Here is a 16665-nt window from a genome sequence, read left to right as displayed (position 1 = left end):
AGCGCGTATGACCCTGCGCATCGGAGTGCTCGGCGCGTCCCGGATCGCCGAGGTGGCGATCGTCGGCCCCGCGGCCGAACTCGGTCACCGTCTGGTGGCCGTGGCGGCCCGGGACCGCCGCCGCGCCGAGAACTTCGCGGACGAGTACGGGGTGGAGCGGGTGGTCGAGTCCTATCAGGACGTCATCGACGACCCCGAGGTCGACGTGATCTACAACCCGTTGGCCAACGCCCTGCACGCCCCATGGAACCTGGCGGCGATCGCCGCCGGCAAGCCGGTGCTCAGCGAGAAGCCGTTCGCCCGCGATCGAACTGAGGCGCAGCGCGTCGCCGATGCCGCACAGGCCGCCGGCGTCACCGTGCTGGAGGGCTTCCATTACGCCTTCCACCCGGTGACCCGACGTGCCTTCGGGTTGGCCGCCGACGGCACCCTGGGCGAGATCACCACCGTCGAGGTGCGGATGGCGATGCCCGCACCCGGTGCGGACGACCCGCGCTGGTCGCTGGAGCTGGCCGGCGGCGCCGTGATGGACCTGGGGTGCTACGGCCTGCACATCATGCGCACGCTGGGCAGGCTCGCCGTCCCCGGTCTGCAGGGCCACCCCGTGGTGGTGCAGGCCCACGCCGAGGAACGCTCCCCCGGCGTGGACGCCCGGTGTGACATCGACCTCGCATTCCCGGGCGGGGCCGGCGGGCTGTCCGCCAATTCGATGGTGGCCGAGGACTATTCGTTCACCCTCCGGATCGCCGGCACCGACGGTGAGGTGCTGGTGCACGATTTCATCCATCCTGCCGGAGACGACCGGCTGACACTCACCACTGCGGCCGGCACCACCGTCGAACATCTGGGCACCCGGCCCAGCTACAGCTATCAACTGGAAGCGTTCGCCGCGCACGTCGAGCATGGCGCACCGCTGCCGTTCGGCACGGACGACGCGGTGGCCAATATGGCACTGATCGATGCCGCGTACCGCGCCGCGGGCCTGCCCACCCGTTAGTACCGGACGGTGCTGGCCAGCAGTGGCGGATAGACCGCCGAGGCCTGCCCGTCGACCGTGGTGCCGGCGAACTGCAGAGTGGCCCGCATCTGACCGTTGAGGTCGGCCGGGTAGTTCAGCGCGGGGGCCGACACCTGGTCCAGTCGGTGCAGGTGATCGGCGGTCAACGCGATATCGAGCCCGGCGAGGTTGGATTCCAGGTGCGCCAGCCGGCGCGCCCCGATGATCGGTACCACGGTCCCGGTGCGTGCCCGCAGCCACGCCAAGGCCACTGCCGCCGAGCTGGTTTCGAGCTCGCCCGCGATATCGTCGACCGTCTCGATGACGGTGAACTCATCCTCGGTCGGTCCGCCGACGTAGGCGGCGCGGGCGGAGTCCGAGACGTCGCTGCCCCGGCGGTACTTGCCCGACAGGAAGCCGTTCTTGAGCGGGCTCCACGGCACCAGCGCCATCCCCTGATCGGCGGCCAACGGGGCCAACTCCCCTTCCACCGTGCGCGCCAGCAGTGAGTACTCGACCTGCAGGGCGATCAGCGGCGTCCAGCCCCGCAGCAGTGCCATGGTCTGCGCCGAAGCGGTGACCCACGCGGGTGTGTTCGAGAACCCGATGTACCGCACGGTGCCGGCGCGGACCAGATCATCGAGGGTGCGCATGGTCTCCTCGATCGGGGTGTGGCGATCCCAGTTGTGCAGCCAGTACACATCGAGATAGTCGGTCTGCATGCGGCGTAGCGTCTCGTGCAGCTGTGCGAGGATCGCCGAGCGGCCCGCGCCACCGCCGTTGGGGTCACCCGGATGCAGGTTGGCGAAGAATTTCGAGGCGAGCACCACTCGCTGCCTGCGACCGGGACTGCGTGCGAAGAAATCTCCGAGGATCTTCTCCGAGTGCCCGTTGGTGTAGAAGTTGGCGGTGTCGACAAAGTTGCCGCCCCGATCCAGATACGCCGCCAGAATCTGCTCGGACTCGGCAACGCTGGTTCCCGCAGCACCGGGATCCTCCCCGAACGTCATCGCGCCGAGGGCGAACGGGCTGACCCGCAGGCCTGACCGGCCGAGGGTGACATAGCTGTCGAGTGACATGGAATTGCTCCTCAAGGAAGGGAATTGGTCCTCTCCATTCCACCCGCCAGGGCGCCGTACGGGTAGACAGATGCACGCAGGTTCTTGCCCAATCCTGCTCAGTTGGCTCCGATCGTGTGATTCACGTGGTTGGCTTGAGGCATGCGCACCGCAGCCGAGTCCCTCGCCGAGATACGGCGGCTGATCGACACGCACGCCCGCGCCGATCTGCGTACCCCGATCGACGGCTTGTTGTTGTCGAAAGTGGTCGGTGGCGGCAGTCCGGACTACTCGCTCACCGACCCTCTGCTGGTCGTGATGGCGCAGGGCGGCAAGCGATTGCTGATCGGTGACGAGGTGTTCGAGTACCGGGCCGGACAGTGCCTGGTCGTCGCGGCGAGCCTGCCGGTGACCGGTCACTACCTCGACACCACCCCCGAACATCCCTCGCTGGCCATGGGACTGGTGCTGCGCCCGGAGGCGTTGTCGGCGTTGCTGTTGCGGGCCCCCCCGCAGCCCCGGACGCGCGCGGCGGCCGGCGCGGCCGCGATCGCCACCGGTGACGCGAGTCCCGAACTACTCGACGCCGTCGCCAGGTTGCTGCACCTGCTGGCCAGTCCCGCCGACGCCGCCGTCCTCGGTCCGCTCGTCGAACAGGAGATCCTGTGGCGGCTGCTCACCGGTCCGCAGGGCGAGATCGCCCGCCAGATCGGCCTCGCCGACAGCGCACTGGCACACGTCAACAGGGCGATCACCTGGATGCGGGACAACTACGCCGTCCCGGTCCGGATGGAGGATCTGGCGCAGATGTCGGGGATGAGCGTCTCGGCGTTCCACCGCCAGTTCCGGACCGTCACGGCGATGAGCCCGCTGCAATTCCAGAAGCGGATCCGGTTGCAGCAGGCCCGATCCCTGCTCGTTACGCGGTCCGGTGACATCGCGGGCGTCGGACACCGGGTGGGCTACGACAGCCCGTCGCAGTTCAACCGCGAATACCGCCGGCTGTTCGGAGCCCCGCCCGGTCAGGATGCGGCACGGCTGCGCGAGAGGGGTGAGCCGAGCTTCCCGTGAGCGCGCGACGCAGGCAGGACCCCGCCGACCTCACCGGCCGACGGGGTCCTGGGTTCGTGGGTGTGGCTACCGACGGCCCAGTTCGTGGCTGAGCGCCTCGAGCTCGTTGCCGCCTGCCATCTCCTGCGTGAGGTGTTCCAGCGTGATCTCGTCATAGGTGCAGTCGAGCTTCTGCCGGCCGCGGTTGAGGAGCACGAAGTGATCACCGACCATGTGCGCGTGGTGCGGGTTGTGGGTGATGAAGATGACCCCGAAACCCTGTTCCTTGGCTGCGGTGATGTAGCGCAGCACCATGCCGGACTGTTTGACCCCCAGGGCGGCGGTGGGCTCGTCGAGGATCAGCACCCGGGCGCCGAAGAAGATGGCGCGGGCGATGGCCACGCACTGGCGCTGGCCACCCGAGAGCGAACCGATCGGCGCGTCCACATCGGGCAGGTCGATGCCCATCTTGTGCAGTTCGGAGATCGTGGTGGCGCGCATCGCGGGAATGTCCAGCGACTTGAGCAGGCCCTTCCGGCGCAACTCGTTGCCGAGGAAGAAGTTGCGCCACACCGGCATCAGCGCCACGACCGCGAGGTCCTGGTAGACCGTCGCGATGCCCGCGTTCAGCGAGTCCTTCGGTGAGTTGAACACCGTCGAGGTGCCGTCGATGAGCAACTCGCCTTCGGTGGGCTTGTGCAGCCCGGCGATGATCTTGATCAAGGTGGACTTGCCGGCACCGTTGTCGCCCAGCACACCGGTCACCTCGCCGGCACCCACCCGCAGGTTGATGTCCTTGAGCGCGATGATGTTTCCGTAGCTCTTGCCGACGTTCTTCAGTTCCACCAGTGGCGCGGCGCCAGCGGCAGGAGTCTCGGCGAGGGGGGCTTGCGCGGATGTGCTCATCGATCTACCTCTTCGCTGCGTAATTGCGGACGACGTTGTTGGCGATCACCGCGAACAGCAACATGGCGCCCAGGAAGAACTTGAACCAGTCCGGATTCCAGCCCGCGTAGACGATGCCCTGGTTGGTCATGCCGAAGATGAACGCACCGATCAGAGTGCCGATCGCGGTGCCGTAGCCGCCGGTGAGCAGACAGCCACCGACCACCGCCGCGATGATGTAGAAGAACTCGTTTCCGATGCCCTGGCCGGACTGCACGGTGTTGAACGCGAACAGCAGGTGCATGCCGACGAACCAGGCGCACAAGCTGACGACCATGAACAGACCGATCTTGACCTTGGTCACCGGCACACCGACCGCGCGGGCGCTGTCCTGGTTGCCGCCGACGGCGAAAATCCAGTTGCCGATCCGGGTGCGGAACAGCACGTAGGTGGCGATGGCCACGAACAGGATCCACCAGAACACGGTGACGCGCACCGACACCCCGAAGATGTCGAATGACGACGCGAAGACGGCCTTGCCGGAATCGAAGCCCTGCATGTCCGACACGCTGTGAGTCGCGACCTGGCCGGACAGCAGTTTCGTCACGGCCAGGTTGACGCCGGTGAGCATGAAGAACGAACTCAGCGTGATCAGGAAGGACGGGATCTTGGTTTTCATCACCATGTAGCCGTTGAAGAAGCCGACCGCGAGCGCGATCACCAGCGACAGCGCCGCACCCACCCACAGGTTGAGGTGCAGGTTGTAGGACAGCATCGACGCCGCCAGGGACGAGGTGGTGACGGCCACGCCCGAGGAGAGGTCGAACTCACCGCCGATCATCAGCACGCCGACGCCGACGGCCATGATCCCGATGGTCGAGCTGGCGTACAGAACCGTGGCCAGGGCTTCCGGGGTGCGGAAGGGCGGGGCCACGATGAGGAACAGGATGAAGATGCCGACCGCACCGACGAACGCCCCCATCTCGGGACGGATCAGCAAGCGCTGCAACCGGTTCTGCTCTTTGACACGCTCGTCGCGGACGACGGTGTGGGTGTCGAGATTGAGATCGGCCTGGGTGGTCACTAGCGAGTCCCCGCTTTCGCATACTCCGCCACCGCATCGATATTCGACTTGTCGATGAACGACGGGCCCGTCAGCGTCGGCTGGCCGCCACCGAGCACGTTGCCGTTGTTGATGTAAAGCCACAGCGAGTCGACGGCGAGATAACCCTGCAAGAAGGGCTGCTGGTCGACCGCCCACTGCACGTCGCCGGCCTTGATCGCGTCCACGAGTGCGGCATTGGTGTCGAAGGTGCCGACCTTCGCCTTGCTCGCCGCATTCTTCACCGACTGCACGGCGGTCATCGCGAACGGCGCACCCAGCGTGACGACGTAGTCGACGCCGGGGTCCTGCTGAAGCTTGGCGGTGATGGTCGATTCGACGGACGGCATGTCCTTGCCGTTGACGTTCAGCACCTCGGTGGCGGGGAAGGCGTTCTTCACACCCGCGCAACGTGATTCGAGCCCCACGTGGCCCTGCTCCTGGATGACGCAGATGGCCTTCGTGGCACCGTCGGCCGCCAGGCGCTTACCCGCGCCCTGGCCGGCGATGTACTCGTCCTGGCCGAAGAACTCCTTGACCCCCATCGACTGCCAGGCATCGGCACCGGCGTTGAACGCCACCACCGGGATGCCCTTGGCGGTCGCGGCCTCGATGGCGGCCTTCATGGCGTCGGGCTTGGCCAGCGTCACCGCGATGCCCTTCACACCGCTGTCGACGGCGGTCTGCACCAAGTTTGCCTGGTTCGGGGCCTCCGGGTCGTTGGAGTACCGCAGCTCGATGTTGTCCTTCTTGGCGGCGGTCTCGGCGCCCTTGCGCACCAGATCCCAGAACGAGTCGCCGGGAACTTCGTGAGTGATCATGGCAATGGTCGCTCGCGCGGTATCGGCCGTTCCTGCACCCATGCCACCGCCGCTGCTGTCAGGTTTCCCACCGGTGCTGGAACACGCGCTGGCACCCAGGACGAGTACCCCCGCCCCGGCCACTGCCATCAGCCGACTGAACCTCATTGTTTCTCCTTGCTATCGACATCACCGCGGCGCTCGCACGCCCTGGACCACAGTGGCGACCGACACGGCCTCGTAGTTGATGTAATACCGCTCACACCCGAAAGTCAAGACTTTGTTCTGACATTAGGACTGCATATCAAAGGTCGGACAAACAGCAGCAAACCCGCGGCGGCGGCGGAGTGCCTGCGCGCGGGTTTGCGAAATACGTTGGGAAATAACGGCTAACGGTCGACCAGGGTGGTGTCGAAGTAATATCGGGACGCCCGGTAGGCATGGCTGCCGTATTCGACGATTCGACCGGAATCGTCGAAAGCGGTGCGCTCCATGACCAACAGCGGAGCTTTGGGCCTCTCGTCGAGCAGGCGCGCCTCGTCCCGGTCGGCAGCCTTCGCGCCGATGCGCTGCCTGGCCAACCGGATGTGCACACCGCGTGAGCGCAGGGCCTGGTAGAGGCCGAACCGTTCCAGCTCCTCGCGATCCGGGGCAATCGGCGAGGGCAGGTGATTGGTCATCAGCGCCAGCGGTTGCCCACCCGAGGTCCGCAGCCGGCGCATCATCACCACCTCCGCGCCCGGCTCAAGGTTGAGGTGAGCGGCGATGTCCGCGGACGCCGGACCGGTCACGTAGTCAAGCACTTTGGTGGCCGGCTCCTGGCCCGCCCGGGCGAGATCGTCGAACAGACTGGTGAGTTCCACCGGACGATGCACGGGTGTCTGCACCACCTGGGTTCCGACGCCGCGCTTGCGCACCAACAGACCCTTGTCGACGAGTTCCTGGATGGCGCGCCGCGTCGTGGGCCGGGACAGGCTGAGGCGGCTGGCCAGCGCCAGCTCGTTCTCGAAACGGTCCCCCGGCTTGAGCTCGCCGTCGATGATGGCCTTCTCGAAAACCTGCGCCACCTGGAAATACAGGGGTATCGGACTCGAACGATCGAGTTCGACCGTCAACGTCGGGGTTGTCACTCGCGCTCCGATCTCGTCGGTTCCACACCGGTGCGGCAGGAAGCTGGTTTGCTGAATCCTACCTGCAAATGACCTCAAGTAAGAATGTCCGGACAAAGTCTTGACATGACGTAGTCCCGCAGCGCACAGTCGATACCAGCACCGGGGCGCACTCGCGCCACCGGAAGTACATACGCACATCGCATTCGGGAGTCAGCCGTGACCGCTACCGTCAACCAGGCCTTCGACGCCATCGCCATCGGGCGCAGCGGCGTCGACATCTACCCACTGCAGGTCGGACTGGGACTCGAGGATGTCACCTCGTTCGGCAAGTTCCTGGGCGGCAGCGCCGCCAATGTCGCGGTCGCCGCGGCCCGACTGGGTAACCGCACCGCGCTGATCTCGGGCGTCGGCGACGATCCGTTCGGCCGCTATGTCCGCAGGGAACTCGACCGTCTCGGCGTCGACAACCGCTTCGTGGCCACCCACGGCGAATACCCCACCCCCGTCACGTTCTGTGAGATCTACCCGCCCGACGACTTCCCGCTGTACTTCTACCGCAAGCCCTCGGCACCGGATCTGCAGATCGACCCCGCCGAGCTCGACCTAGAGGCCATCCGCTCGGCCCGGCTGTACTGGTCGACCGTCACCGGACTGTCCGAAGAGCCCAGCCGCAGTGCCCACTTCGCGGCCTGGGAGGCGCGTTCAGGGGCAAGCGAAGCGACGGGGAACAAGCACGGCCGTCAACCTCTGACTGTGCTCGATCTCGACTACCGGCCGATGTTCTGGGCCGGCCCCGCGGCCGCCGCCGAGCAGGTTCAGCGGGCCCTGCAGCACGTCACCGTCGCGGTCGGCAACCGGGAGGAGTGCGAGATCGCCGTCGGCGAGACCAACCCGCACAAGGCCGCCGACGCGTTGCTGGACCTCGGGGTGGAACTGGCCATCGTGAAGCAGGGGCCGCGTGGGGTTCTGGGCAAGACCCGGCACAGTTCGGTCACCGTCCCGCCCAACGACGTTGATGTGGTCAACGGTCTCGGCGCTGGAGATGCGTTCGGCGGCAGCCTGATTCATGGCCTGCTGCACGGTTGGCAGCTGGAGAAGACGCTGCGCTACGCCAACGCCGCCGGTGCCATCGTCGCCTCGCGGCTGGAATGCTCCACCGCGATGCCCACCGCCGCCGAGGTGTCCGACCTCGCCGAGAAGACCGCCGTGGAGGCCGTCAATGTCTAGCCTTGGCACTGGACTGTGCCGCGACTACGCGGCCGTCACCGAGCTGCGCGCGGCCGACCCGGGTGCCGTCGCCACAGCGTGGCAACAGCGCACCACCCGCCCCACCGTCCGTGGCGACGGCCGGCTGATGATCGTCGCCGCCGACCACCCGGCCCGTGGTGCCCTGTCCGTCGGAACGCGCCCGACCGCGATGAACAACCGCATCGACCTGCTGGACCGATTGCGCACCGCGCTCGCCGATCCCGGTGTGGACGGCGTGCTGGCCACCTCCGACATCCTCGACGACCTGCTGTTGCTGGGCGCCCTGGAGGACAAGGTGGTGTTCTCCTCGTTCAACCGCGGCGGGCTGGCCGGATCGTCGTTCGAGCTCGATGACCGGATGACCGGCGCCACCGCCGCCTCCACCGCGGCGGCAAACATGAACGGCGGAAAGATGCTGTGCCGCATCGATCTCGACGATCCCGGCACCGTCGCCACCCTGGCGTCGTGCGCCCAGGCCGTCGATGAGCTGGCCGCCCACGGCTTGATCGCCATGCTGGAGCCGTTCATGTCGTCGCGGGTCGACGGCAAGGTCCGCAACGATCTGTCCCCGGACGCCGTGATCAAGTCCGTACACATCAGTCAAGGCCTTGGCTCCACCTCGGCCTACACCTGGATGAAGCTGCCCGTCGTAGACGAGATGGACCGGGTCATGGAATCGACGACCATGCCCACGCTGCTGCTCGGCGGCGACCCCACCGACCCCGACGAAGCGTTCGCCTCCTGGGAGAAGGCACTCACGCTTCCTGCGGTGCGCGGCCTGATCGTCGGACGCACCCTGCTCTATCCCGCCGATGACGATGTCGCCGCGGCGGTCGGCACGGCCGTGAAGTTGGTGCGCTGATGAATTCCGAGTTGTACATTCCGGCCAACAGCGCGCCCGCACCCTTCACCGTCGCGATCACCCCTGAGGATGCCGGCTGGGCCGAGTCGTCCTTGCATGTCGTCGACCTCGGTCACGGTGGCTCGGTGGCGCTGAACACCGGCGACACCGAGGTGATGATCCTGCCGCTGTCCGGCGGCGGGTCCGTGCGATCGAGAGGCGAGACATTCGAGTTGGCACCGCGCGGATCGGTGTTCGACGGGCCGGCCGACATGGTGTACGTCGGTATCGCCCAGGACTACACGATCACCGGTACCGGCCGGATCGCCATCTGCGGAGCGCGCGCCACGCGGTCATTCCCGAACCGGCGCGTCGCCGCAGCCGACGTGTCGGTCGAACTGCGCGGGGCGGGCAACTGCAGCCGCCAGGTGCACAATTTCGGCACCGCCACCGCTTTCGAGGCCGACTCCCTGATCGCGTGCGAGGTCATCACGCCCGGCGGCAACTGGTCGAGCTACCCCGCGCACAAGCATGACGAGAACTCCGCGGTGGAGACCCAGCTGGAAGAGATCTACTACTTCGAGATCGACGACAGCCCGGCAGGCACACCGGGATTCGGCTACCACCGGGTGTACGGCACCCCGCAGCGACCCATCGAGGTACTCGAAGAAGTGCGCAGTGGTGACGTCGTCCTGGTGCCGCACGGCTACCACGGACCGTCCATTGCTGCGCCCGGCCACCACATGTACTACCTGAACGTGATGGCCGGTTCCGGTCCCGACCGGGCCTGGCTCATCTGTGACGACCCGAACCACACCTGGCTGCGCGGCACTTGGGACGATCAGGCCATCGATCCGCGCCTTCCGTTCCGTACCTCTACCGCCTCTCGAGGAGCCTGACCGATGGTTTCCACCGCACCCAAGTCCGCCGCCAAGTACGCCGATACCGAAGGCACGGTACGACTCACGGTGGCGCAGGCCACGGTTCGCTTCCTGGCCAACCAGTACGTCGAACGCGACGGCGAGCGGACGAAGTTCTTCGCGGGCTGTTTCGGTATCTTCGGCCACGGCAACGTCGCCGGCCTGGGTCAGGCCCTCTTGCAGGACGAGCTCGAATCGCGGGAGGCGGGCCTGCAGCCGGGCCTGAAATACGTATTGGGGCGCAACGAGCAGGCCATGGTGCACAGCGCCGTCGCGTATGCGCGGCAGAAGGACCGGCTGCAGGCGTGGGCGGTGACCGCCAGCGTCGGGCCCGGTTCGACGAACATGCTGACCGGAGCCGCCCTGGCCACCATCAACCGGCTGCCGGTGCTGCTGCTGCCCGCCGATACCTTCGCCACCAGGGTCAGCTCCCCCGTACTCCAGGAGTTGGAACTGCCGGGCTCCGGCGATATCACCGTCAACGACGCCTTCAAACCGCTGTCCCGGTACTTCGACCGGGTGTGGCGGCCCGAGCAACTGCCGGCGGCGCTGCTCGGCGCCATGCGGGTACTGACCGACCCGGTCGAGACGGGCGCCGCGACCGTCGCCATCCCGCAGGACGTGCAGGCCGAGGCCCATGACTGGCCGGAATCGTTGTTCGCCGAACGCACCTGGCATGTGGCCCGGCCGCTACCGGAGCGTTCGGTGCTGACCCGGGCGGCCGAGATCATCCGCTCCGCCACCAAGCCGCTGATCATCGCGGGTGGCGGTGTGCACTACTCCGGCGCCGAAGACGCCTTGGCCGCGCTGGCCGCCGGCACCGGTATCCCGGTCGGCGAGAGCCAGGCCGGTAAGGGATCGCTGCTGCACGACCATCCGCAGTCGGTGGGTGCCATCGGCTCGACCGGCACCACCGCCGCCAACGCGCTGGCCGCGGAGGCCGATGTGGTGATCGGTATCGGTACCCGCTACAGCGATTTCACCTCGGCATCGCGCACCGCGTTCAACAACCCGGATGTGCGGTTCGTGAATGTCAACGTGGCGTCCCTGGACTCGGTCAAGCAGGGTGGCCTGAGCGTGGTCGCCGATGCGCGTGAGGCCATCGACGCGTTGGTCCTGGCGCTGGAGGGCCACTCCGTCAGCGACGAATACCGAACCCGCACTGCCGAGCTGGTGGCCGAGTGGAATGACACCGTATCCGCGGCATACGGATGCGAAGACGGCGTCGCGTTGAACCAGAACCAGGTGATCGGCCTGGTGAACACGCTGTCCGAGCCACACGACGTGGTGGTGTGCGCCGCCGGCTCGATGCCGGGTGACCTGCACAAGCTGTGGCGGATGCGGGACCGCAAGGGCTACCACGTCGAGTACGGGTTCTCCTGTATGGGTTACGAGATCGCCGGCGGTATCGGTGTGCGGATGGCCGACGCGGACCGTGACGTGTTCGTCATGGTCGGCGACGGGTCCTACCTGATGATGGCGACCGAGATCGTCACCGCCGTGCAGGAGGGGGTCAAGGTGATCCCGGTTCTGGTCCAGAACCACGGATTCGCCTCCATCGGTGGGCTTTCCGAGTCGGTGGGCTCACAGCGCTTCGGCACCGCCTACCGGTACCGCAGCGAGGACGGCCGCCTGGACGGCGCCGTACTGCCCGTGGACCTGGCGGCCAACGCGGCCAGCCTGGGCGCCGACGTCATCAAGGCCGGTACGGCGGCGGAGTTCGCCGATGCGGTCAAGGTGGCCAAGGCGGCCGACCGGATCACGGTGATCTACGTGGAGACCGATCCGCGGATCTACGCCCCGGACAGCCACTCGTGGTGGGACGTCCCGGTCAGCCAGGAATCACGTTTGGCCTCGACACAGGAGGCCTACCAGCGCTACGCCGAGTGGAAGCGGGTGCAGCGCCCGCTGATCACGCCCTCCGACCGCTGACGTCGGCGTATCCGGGCACTGAGCCGCGCAGCGATACGGTCACCAGCTGACGATGGCCGTGTCGATGAGAACGTAGGCGGCGACCGCGAACACCAGATAGGCGAACCAGTGCTGCAGTCGGCGGGTGTCGAGTCGCGTACCGAAGTGACCGGCGACCAAGGAGCCGATGATCGCGGTGCCGACGAACGCCGCGGTGATCGCCCAGTCGATATGGGTGCCCGTGATGTGGGAGACGATCCCTGCCATCGAGTTCGCCACGATGATCACCAGCGAGGTGCCGATGGCGATGGGCATCTCGACTCCCAGCATCAACACCAGCGCAGGGATGATCAGGAAACCACCACCGACGCCGAACAGACCGGTGAGCAGGCCGACGAGGAAGCCCGCCGGAATGGATCTCGGTGCGCACCGGCGCCAGTTGATACCCGAGTCGCCGACGGTGCAGGCGGTACCGGTGCTGCCGTTGTCTTGCAGCATGCGAATGCCCGCCAGCACCATCACGATGGCAAAGCCGACGAGAAGTGCCGACTGCGGCAGATGTCTGCCGATGGCGCTGCCGACGAAGGTGGCCGGGATGCCGGCCACCGCAAAGACTGCCGCCAGCCGCCATTGGATGTGCCCGGCACGGATCTTCGGCAGCGCTCCCACCGCCGAAGCCGTGCCGACCACCAACAGCGACATCGGAATCGCCTGTTCGATGCCCAGGCCCAGCACGTAGACCAGGGCCGGTACCGCCAGGATCGATCCGCCTCCCCCCAGAAGCCCCAGTAGCACACCGATGACGGCGCCGAGGGCCAGGGCGAGAGCAATGTTCATCGTGTCTCACACCGCCGCGACTGGGCGCGCAGACATCTCGGTCACGGTCTGGCCGCCGCGGCCTTGGCGCGGACATCGGCCATGTCCAGCGCCTTGACTCTGGTGATGAGATCCTCCAGGGCGGCAGCCGGCATCGCGCCGGGCTGACGGTAGACCAGTATCCCGTCGCGAAACGCCATGATCGTCGGGATCGCCTGGATTTCCAGCGCCGCCGCAAGCTGCTGCTGCGCTTCCGTGTCCACTTTGGCGTGCAGCACATCGGGATGCGACTGCGCCGAGCGATCGAAGACCGGGGCGAATGCGCGACACGGACCGCACCATGACGCCCAGAAGTCGACGAGCACGATCGAGTTCTCCGCGATCGTCGCCTGGAAGTCGGCGGCGGTCAGGTTCTTGATGGTCATATCCATGTCCTTTCGTTGTGTCGCAATCGAATTGTCAAGCCAGGCCCTTGAGCATGAGATTCCAGTACATGAACGGAAGTCCATACTTCTTCAGGTACCAATACGCCCGGTGCGGTGTCGTCGGGTTGAGCAGCGGGAACGTCGGTTCCAGCTTCAGGTCGTAGTCGAACTCGGCGAGCAGCATCGCGTGCGAGGACGTGATGATCGGGCACGACGAGTAGCCGTCGTACGACGCACGCAATGGCTGGTCCTTCAAGAACGCGTCGATGTTCTCGACGACCACGGGGGCCTGCTTGCGAATGGCGGCGCCGGTCTTGGAGTTCGGCGACGAACCGGCGTCACCCAGACTGAACACGTTGGGATACCGCACGTGCTGCATGGTGTGCTTGTCGATGTCGACGTAACCCATGGCGTCGCCGGTGGACAGCGGACTCGTCTTGATCCAGTCCGGTGCGGACTGTCTCGGCACGGCATGCAACACGTCGTAGGGCAGCATGGCGTCGGTGCCGCCGGGGGCGACGCTGGTGATGCCGACCTTGCGTGACGCCGCGTCGACGGATGTCACTTCGGAGTTGGTGTGCAACGTGATCCCGTACTCGGCGATCACCTTGTCCAGGCTGTCCGCGATGGCCGGGATCCCGAACGGTCGCGCGCCCGGCATGACCAGGTGGACATCGATGTCTTTGAGCACACCTTGGGACCGCCAGTAGTCCGACGCCAGGTAGGCGATCTTCTGCGGAGCTCCGGCGCACTTGATGGCACCGGACGGAACGGTGAACACCGCAGTGCCCGACCTCAGGTTGCGGATGAAATCCCAGGTCCTCGGCGCCAGGTCGAACCGGTAGTTCGACGAGACCCCGTCCCGGCCCAAAGTGCCCTCAAGACCTTCCGTGCGGTTCCAGTCGAGCTGGATGCCCGGACAGACCACGAGGACGTCGTATTCATAGCTCGTGCCGTCGATACAGGTGACGGTGTTGTTGTCGGGATCAAATGCGCTGGCGGCGTTCTTGATCCACGTCGCCCCCTTGGGCATCACCGAGGATTCCTCGCGTTCGGTCGTCGCGGCCTTCGCCTGCCCACCACCGACCAGTGTCCACAACGGCTGGTAGTAGTGCTTGCTCGACGGCTCGATGACCGCGACATCGGTGTAGCCCTTGCGGAGCATCCGAGCCGCGACGGTGATACCGGCGGTTCCGCCGCCGACGATCAGGATCTGGTGCTTGGCCTTGTTGTTCATGATGATTCTTCTCCTGGTGCGTCGTCAGACGCTCTGGTGGGCTTCGTCCCAGGCGCCGTAACCGCCCAGGATGTCGCTGACGTCGGCGAAGCCGTTCTGCCGCAACAGGCTCGCAGCGACCGAGGACCGGTAGCCGCCGGCGCAGTACACGACCGTCGGTTTGGCGGCATCGAGCTCACCGAGCCGGGCGGGCAGCTGACCGACCGGGATCGGGATCGCGTGCGGGATGGCACCTGCTTCGACCTCGCCCGGGTTGCGGACGTCGACGATCTGCAGGTCTGCCATCCGCGCGGCCCGCTCGTCGAACGCCTTCGCCGTCAACCGCGACGCCATCTGAACGTCGTCCCGGTGGTCGAGCATCGCCTGATAGGGGTCTGCCAGGTAGCCGATCACCCGGTCGAACCCGATACGGGCCAGCCGGTTCTTACCTTCGAGTTCCTGTCCGGGCTCGGTGAACAGCACGATGTCGACGTCGGACTTCAGCACCGAGCCGGCGAACTCCGCGTAGCGGCCTTCGAGACCGATGTTGATCGCGTCGCGCAGGTGGCCCAAGGCGAACTCTTCGGGATTGCGCCCGTCAACCAGGACGGCACCACCTTCGATCGCGGCGCGGACCTGGTCATAGGTCATCGCCGCCGGCATCTTGGTCTCGTCCAGCAAGCCGCGGTCCTTGCGGTTGAGGATTGCGTCGTAGACGAAGTAGCCGGGAGCGGGCGGCTGCCCCTCGGTGACAAGTTTCATGAAGGTGGCCTTGTCGGCGGCCCGCAGCGCGTAGTTCGTCGCTTTCTGGTCGCCGATCGTCGACCACAGATCGGTCGAGAGGTTCTTTCCGCACGCCGAGCCCGCGCCGTGAGCGGGGTAGACCCGCGTCGCGTCGGGCAGCGTCATCAGCTTGTCGTGCAGCGAGTCATAGAGCTTGTCGGCCAACTCCTCGCGGGTGAAGCCGATGGAGGCCAACAGGTCTGGACGGCCGACGTCGCCGATGAACAAGGTGTCGCCGGTCATCACCCCGTACGGAATCTCGTCGGCGGCATGCTCGTAGACGACCACGCTCATCGACTCCGGGGTGTGTCCGGGCGTGTGGCGGAACTCGAGCGTCACGTCGCCGAGGGAGTACCGCTGGCCGTCATCGACGCCCATGGACTCGAATTCGGTCTGCGCGACCGAAGAGTAGACGATCTTCGCGCCGGTGGCCTTCGCCAGTTCCAGGTGACCGGACAAGAAGTCAGCGTGGAAGTGCGTCTCGATGACCAGTTCGATGGTCAGGCCCTGTTCCTTCGCGTCGGCCACATACTCGGCCACATCGCGCTGTGGGTCCACAACGACTGCGCGGCCGGTGGTTTCGTCGCCGATCAGGTATGACGCGTGGGAAAGGCAGTCCAGGTAGTACTGCTGCAGGATCATCGCCGTCTTCTTTCTCTTCGATTGGGGACGCCATTCGGACTAGGCCTCCATGGAGTGGAACATACCCCCTGGGGTATGTATTCCCCTCTCCGGAATATACGAGAGGGGGTATTGCTCATGTACGAACAATACCCCCTCCGGTATAGGCCAACTAGAGGCTTTGGTCACCTGAACCGCGGCGACTCGCCACCGGAGCGCCGCGAAAGCGCCTCACTTGTCCTGCCGAGCCTTGCGCCCGCCGAACCAGCTCCGCCGGGTCGGCGCAGCGGCCTCGCCGGAAGCATGACCCGAGCACCACTGCGCCGCGGGTACGCCACTGCGCACGGAATCGACGTGCATCCCACACCCAGCCCAGGTGGTTTTCCCGCATACGCGGCATTTAACTGCGCGACACATCACAGATCCCTTTCTTCGACGGCCCGACTCAGGCCAGGCTCAAGAAGAGCTTCTCCAGCTCCTCGATGGTGAGTGCATCCGCTTCGCCGCCAGTCTCATTGGCCGAATCGATGCAACTGCGCAGACCGGACGCGATGATCGTGAAGCCGGCCCGGTCCAACGCGCGCGATGCGGCAGCAAGCTGGGTGACGACATCCTTGCAGCTTCGCCCCTGCTCGATCATGGAGATAACCCCGCCGAGTTGCCCTTGCACACGGCGCAAACGGTTCAGTACGGCGGTCATATCCGCCTCATTCGTTGTACTCATGCCCTCAGCATACCATACCCCCTATGGTATTTTATCTGTATCCTGAGGTACGCTCCACTCATTGCATATACCCCATAGGGTATCGTCCAGACGGGGTCTCCCCCCTCGCGGGCACAGCACCTCAACACGTCTGAGATAGGGATACGAGGAATGAAA

General features: G+C 66.1%; 16 protein-coding genes. 6 read left to right on the top strand and 10 right to left on the bottom strand.

The window, feature by feature from the left end:
- Positions 1-7 precede the first annotated feature (7 nt).
- Positions 8-997, top strand: coding sequence for a Gfo/Idh/MocA family protein (locus FHU31_RS19945; RefSeq protein ID WP_167161780.1), 990 nt, complete (start codon positions 8-10; stop codon positions 995-997).
- Here the strand turns inward: FHU31_RS19945 and FHU31_RS19940 are convergent.
- Positions 994-2076: an aldo/keto reductase gene (locus tag FHU31_RS19940; RefSeq protein ID WP_167161778.1), complete on the bottom strand. Its 1083-nt coding sequence runs from the start codon at positions 2074-2076 to the stop codon at positions 994-996. The genes FHU31_RS19945 and FHU31_RS19940 overlap by 4 nt on opposite strands.
- Positions 2077-2217: 141 nt before the next feature.
- On the opposite strand from FHU31_RS19940, the gene FHU31_RS19935 reads away from it, so the two are divergent.
- A complete protein-coding gene (locus FHU31_RS19935) occupies positions 2218-3126 on the top strand; it encodes an AraC family transcriptional regulator (protein WP_167161776.1) in 909 nt (302 codons plus the stop codon).
- Positions 3127-3192: 66 nt separating this feature from the next.
- Here the strand turns inward: FHU31_RS19935 and FHU31_RS19930 are convergent, their stop codons facing one another.
- The 4 genes from FHU31_RS19930 to FHU31_RS19915 form a co-directional block, all read right to left on the bottom strand.
- Positions 3193-4011: an ATP-binding cassette domain-containing protein gene (locus tag FHU31_RS19930; RefSeq protein WP_167161774.1), complete on the bottom strand. Its 819-nt coding sequence runs from the start codon at positions 4009-4011 to the stop codon at positions 3193-3195.
- A 4-nt stretch (positions 4012-4015) separates the two neighbouring features.
- Positions 4016-5074: an ABC transporter permease gene (locus tag FHU31_RS19925; RefSeq protein WP_167161772.1), complete on the bottom strand. Its 1059-nt coding sequence runs from the start codon at positions 5072-5074 to the stop codon at positions 4016-4018.
- Positions 5074-6060 (bottom strand): substrate-binding domain-containing protein, encoded by a 987-nt coding sequence (locus FHU31_RS19920; RefSeq protein WP_167161770.1) that lies wholly within the window; start codon positions 6058-6060, stop codon positions 5074-5076. Before FHU31_RS19920 ends, FHU31_RS19925 begins: the two co-directional genes overlap by 1 nt.
- Before the next feature lie 221 nt (positions 6061-6281).
- Positions 6282-7022, bottom strand: coding sequence for a GntR family transcriptional regulator (locus tag FHU31_RS19915; RefSeq protein WP_167161768.1), 741 nt, complete (start codon positions 7020-7022; stop codon positions 6282-6284).
- A gap of 198 nt (positions 7023-7220) precedes the next feature.
- Here FHU31_RS19915 and iolC point away from each other — a divergent pair, with 198 nt between their 5' ends.
- From iolC to iolD, 4 genes are read left to right on the top strand one after another with little or no spacing between them, the layout of a single operon-like run.
- Complete coding sequence (gene iolC / locus FHU31_RS19910; protein ID WP_167161766.1) at positions 7221-8231, top strand: 5-dehydro-2-deoxygluconokinase; 1011 nt, start codon at positions 7221-7223, stop codon at positions 8229-8231.
- Positions 8224-9114 carry a Cgl0159 family (beta/alpha)8-fold protein gene (locus FHU31_RS19905; RefSeq protein ID WP_167161764.1) on the top strand — a complete coding sequence of 297 codons (891 nt, stop codon included), beginning with the start codon at positions 8224-8226 and terminating at the stop codon, positions 9112-9114. The genes iolC and FHU31_RS19905 overlap by 8 nt, the downstream gene beginning before the upstream one ends.
- Complete coding sequence (gene iolB, locus FHU31_RS19900; RefSeq protein WP_167161762.1) at positions 9114-9992, top strand: 5-deoxy-glucuronate isomerase; 879 nt, start codon at positions 9114-9116, stop codon at positions 9990-9992. The genes FHU31_RS19905 and iolB overlap by 1 nt, the downstream gene beginning before the upstream one ends.
- A gap of 3 nt (positions 9993-9995) precedes the next feature.
- The gene (gene iolD, locus FHU31_RS19895) at positions 9996-11945 is read left to right on the top strand and encodes a 3D-(3,5/4)-trihydroxycyclohexane-1,2-dione acylhydrolase (decyclizing) (RefSeq protein WP_167161760.1); all 1950 of its coding nucleotides are present in this window, start codon (positions 9996-9998) and stop codon (positions 11943-11945) included.
- Positions 11946-11984: 39 nt separating this feature from the next.
- On the opposite strand, the gene FHU31_RS19890 is transcribed toward iolD, so the two are convergent.
- The 5 genes from FHU31_RS19890 to FHU31_RS19870 all read right to left on the bottom strand — a co-directional run bounded on the left by FHU31_RS19890 (position 11985) and on the right by FHU31_RS19870 (position 16485).
- Complete coding sequence (locus FHU31_RS19890; RefSeq protein ID WP_167161758.1) at positions 11985-12761, bottom strand: sulfite exporter TauE/SafE family protein; 777 nt, start codon at positions 12759-12761, stop codon at positions 11985-11987.
- Positions 12762-12802: 41 nt separating this feature from the next.
- Positions 12803-13165, bottom strand: coding sequence for a thioredoxin (gene trxA / locus FHU31_RS19885; protein ID WP_167161756.1), 363 nt, complete (start codon positions 13163-13165; stop codon positions 12803-12805).
- Positions 13166-13199: 34 nt separating this feature from the next.
- Complete coding sequence (locus FHU31_RS19880) at positions 13200-14402, bottom strand: NAD(P)/FAD-dependent oxidoreductase (RefSeq protein ID WP_167161754.1); 1203 nt, start codon at positions 14400-14402, stop codon at positions 13200-13202.
- A gap of 24 nt (positions 14403-14426) precedes the next feature.
- On the bottom strand, positions 14427-15806 hold the full coding sequence (locus tag FHU31_RS19875) for an MBL fold metallo-hydrolase (RefSeq protein ID WP_167161752.1): 1380 nt from the start codon (positions 15804-15806) through the stop codon (positions 14427-14429).
- A gap of 424 nt (positions 15807-16230) precedes the next feature.
- Positions 16231-16485 (bottom strand): metal-sensitive transcriptional regulator, encoded by a 255-nt coding sequence (locus FHU31_RS19870; protein ID WP_167161750.1) that lies wholly within the window; start codon positions 16483-16485, stop codon positions 16231-16233.
- Positions 16486-16665: the final 180 nt, after the last annotated feature.

The sequence above is a fragment of the Mycolicibacterium fluoranthenivorans genome (assembly GCF_011758805.1).
In the GTDB taxonomy this organism is placed as follows: domain Bacteria; phylum Actinomycetota; class Actinomycetes; order Mycobacteriales; family Mycobacteriaceae; genus Mycobacterium; species Mycobacterium fluoranthenivorans.
The sequence above is the reverse complement of the archived record's forward strand: the minus strand, read 5'-3'. Positions and strand labels throughout refer to the sequence as shown.

Coding starts and splice junctions, on each gene's coding strand:
- FHU31_RS19930 (WP_167161774.1), bottom strand. CDS start 4,011: ATGAGCACATCCGCGCAAGCCCCCCTCGCCGAGACTCCTGCCGCTGGC.
- FHU31_RS19880 (WP_167161754.1), bottom strand. CDS start 14,402: ATGAACAACAAGGCCAAGCACCAGATCCTGATCGTCGGCGGCGGAACC.
- FHU31_RS19940 (WP_167161778.1), bottom strand. CDS start 2,076: ATGTCACTCGACAGCTATGTCACCCTCGGCCGGTCAGGCCTGCGGGTC.
- FHU31_RS19905 (WP_167161764.1), top strand. CDS start 8,224: ATGTCTAGCCTTGGCACTGGACTGTGCCGCGACTACGCGGCCGTCACC.
- iolB (WP_167161762.1), top strand. CDS start 9,114: ATGAATTCCGAGTTGTACATTCCGGCCAACAGCGCGCCCGCACCCTTC.
- FHU31_RS19935 (WP_167161776.1), top strand. CDS start 2,218: ATGCGCACCGCAGCCGAGTCCCTCGCCGAGATACGGCGGCTGATCGAC.
- FHU31_RS19890 (WP_167161758.1), bottom strand. CDS start 12,761: ATGAACATTGCTCTCGCCCTGGCCCTCGGCGCCGTCATCGGTGTGCTA.
- FHU31_RS19920 (WP_167161770.1), bottom strand. CDS start 6,060: ATGAGGTTCAGTCGGCTGATGGCAGTGGCCGGGGCGGGGGTACTCGTC.
- FHU31_RS19870 (WP_167161750.1), bottom strand. CDS start 16,485: ATGACCGCCGTACTGAACCGTTTGCGCCGTGTGCAAGGGCAACTCGGC.
- iolD (WP_167161760.1), top strand. CDS start 9,996: ATGGTTTCCACCGCACCCAAGTCCGCCGCCAAGTACGCCGATACCGAA.
- trxA (WP_167161756.1), bottom strand. CDS start 13,165: ATGACCATCAAGAACCTGACCGCCGCCGACTTCCAGGCGACGATCGCG.
- FHU31_RS19945 (WP_167161780.1), top strand. CDS start 8: ATGACCCTGCGCATCGGAGTGCTCGGCGCGTCCCGGATCGCCGAGGTG.
- FHU31_RS19875 (WP_167161752.1), bottom strand. CDS start 15,806: ATGATCCTGCAGCAGTACTACCTGGACTGCCTTTCCCACGCGTCATAC.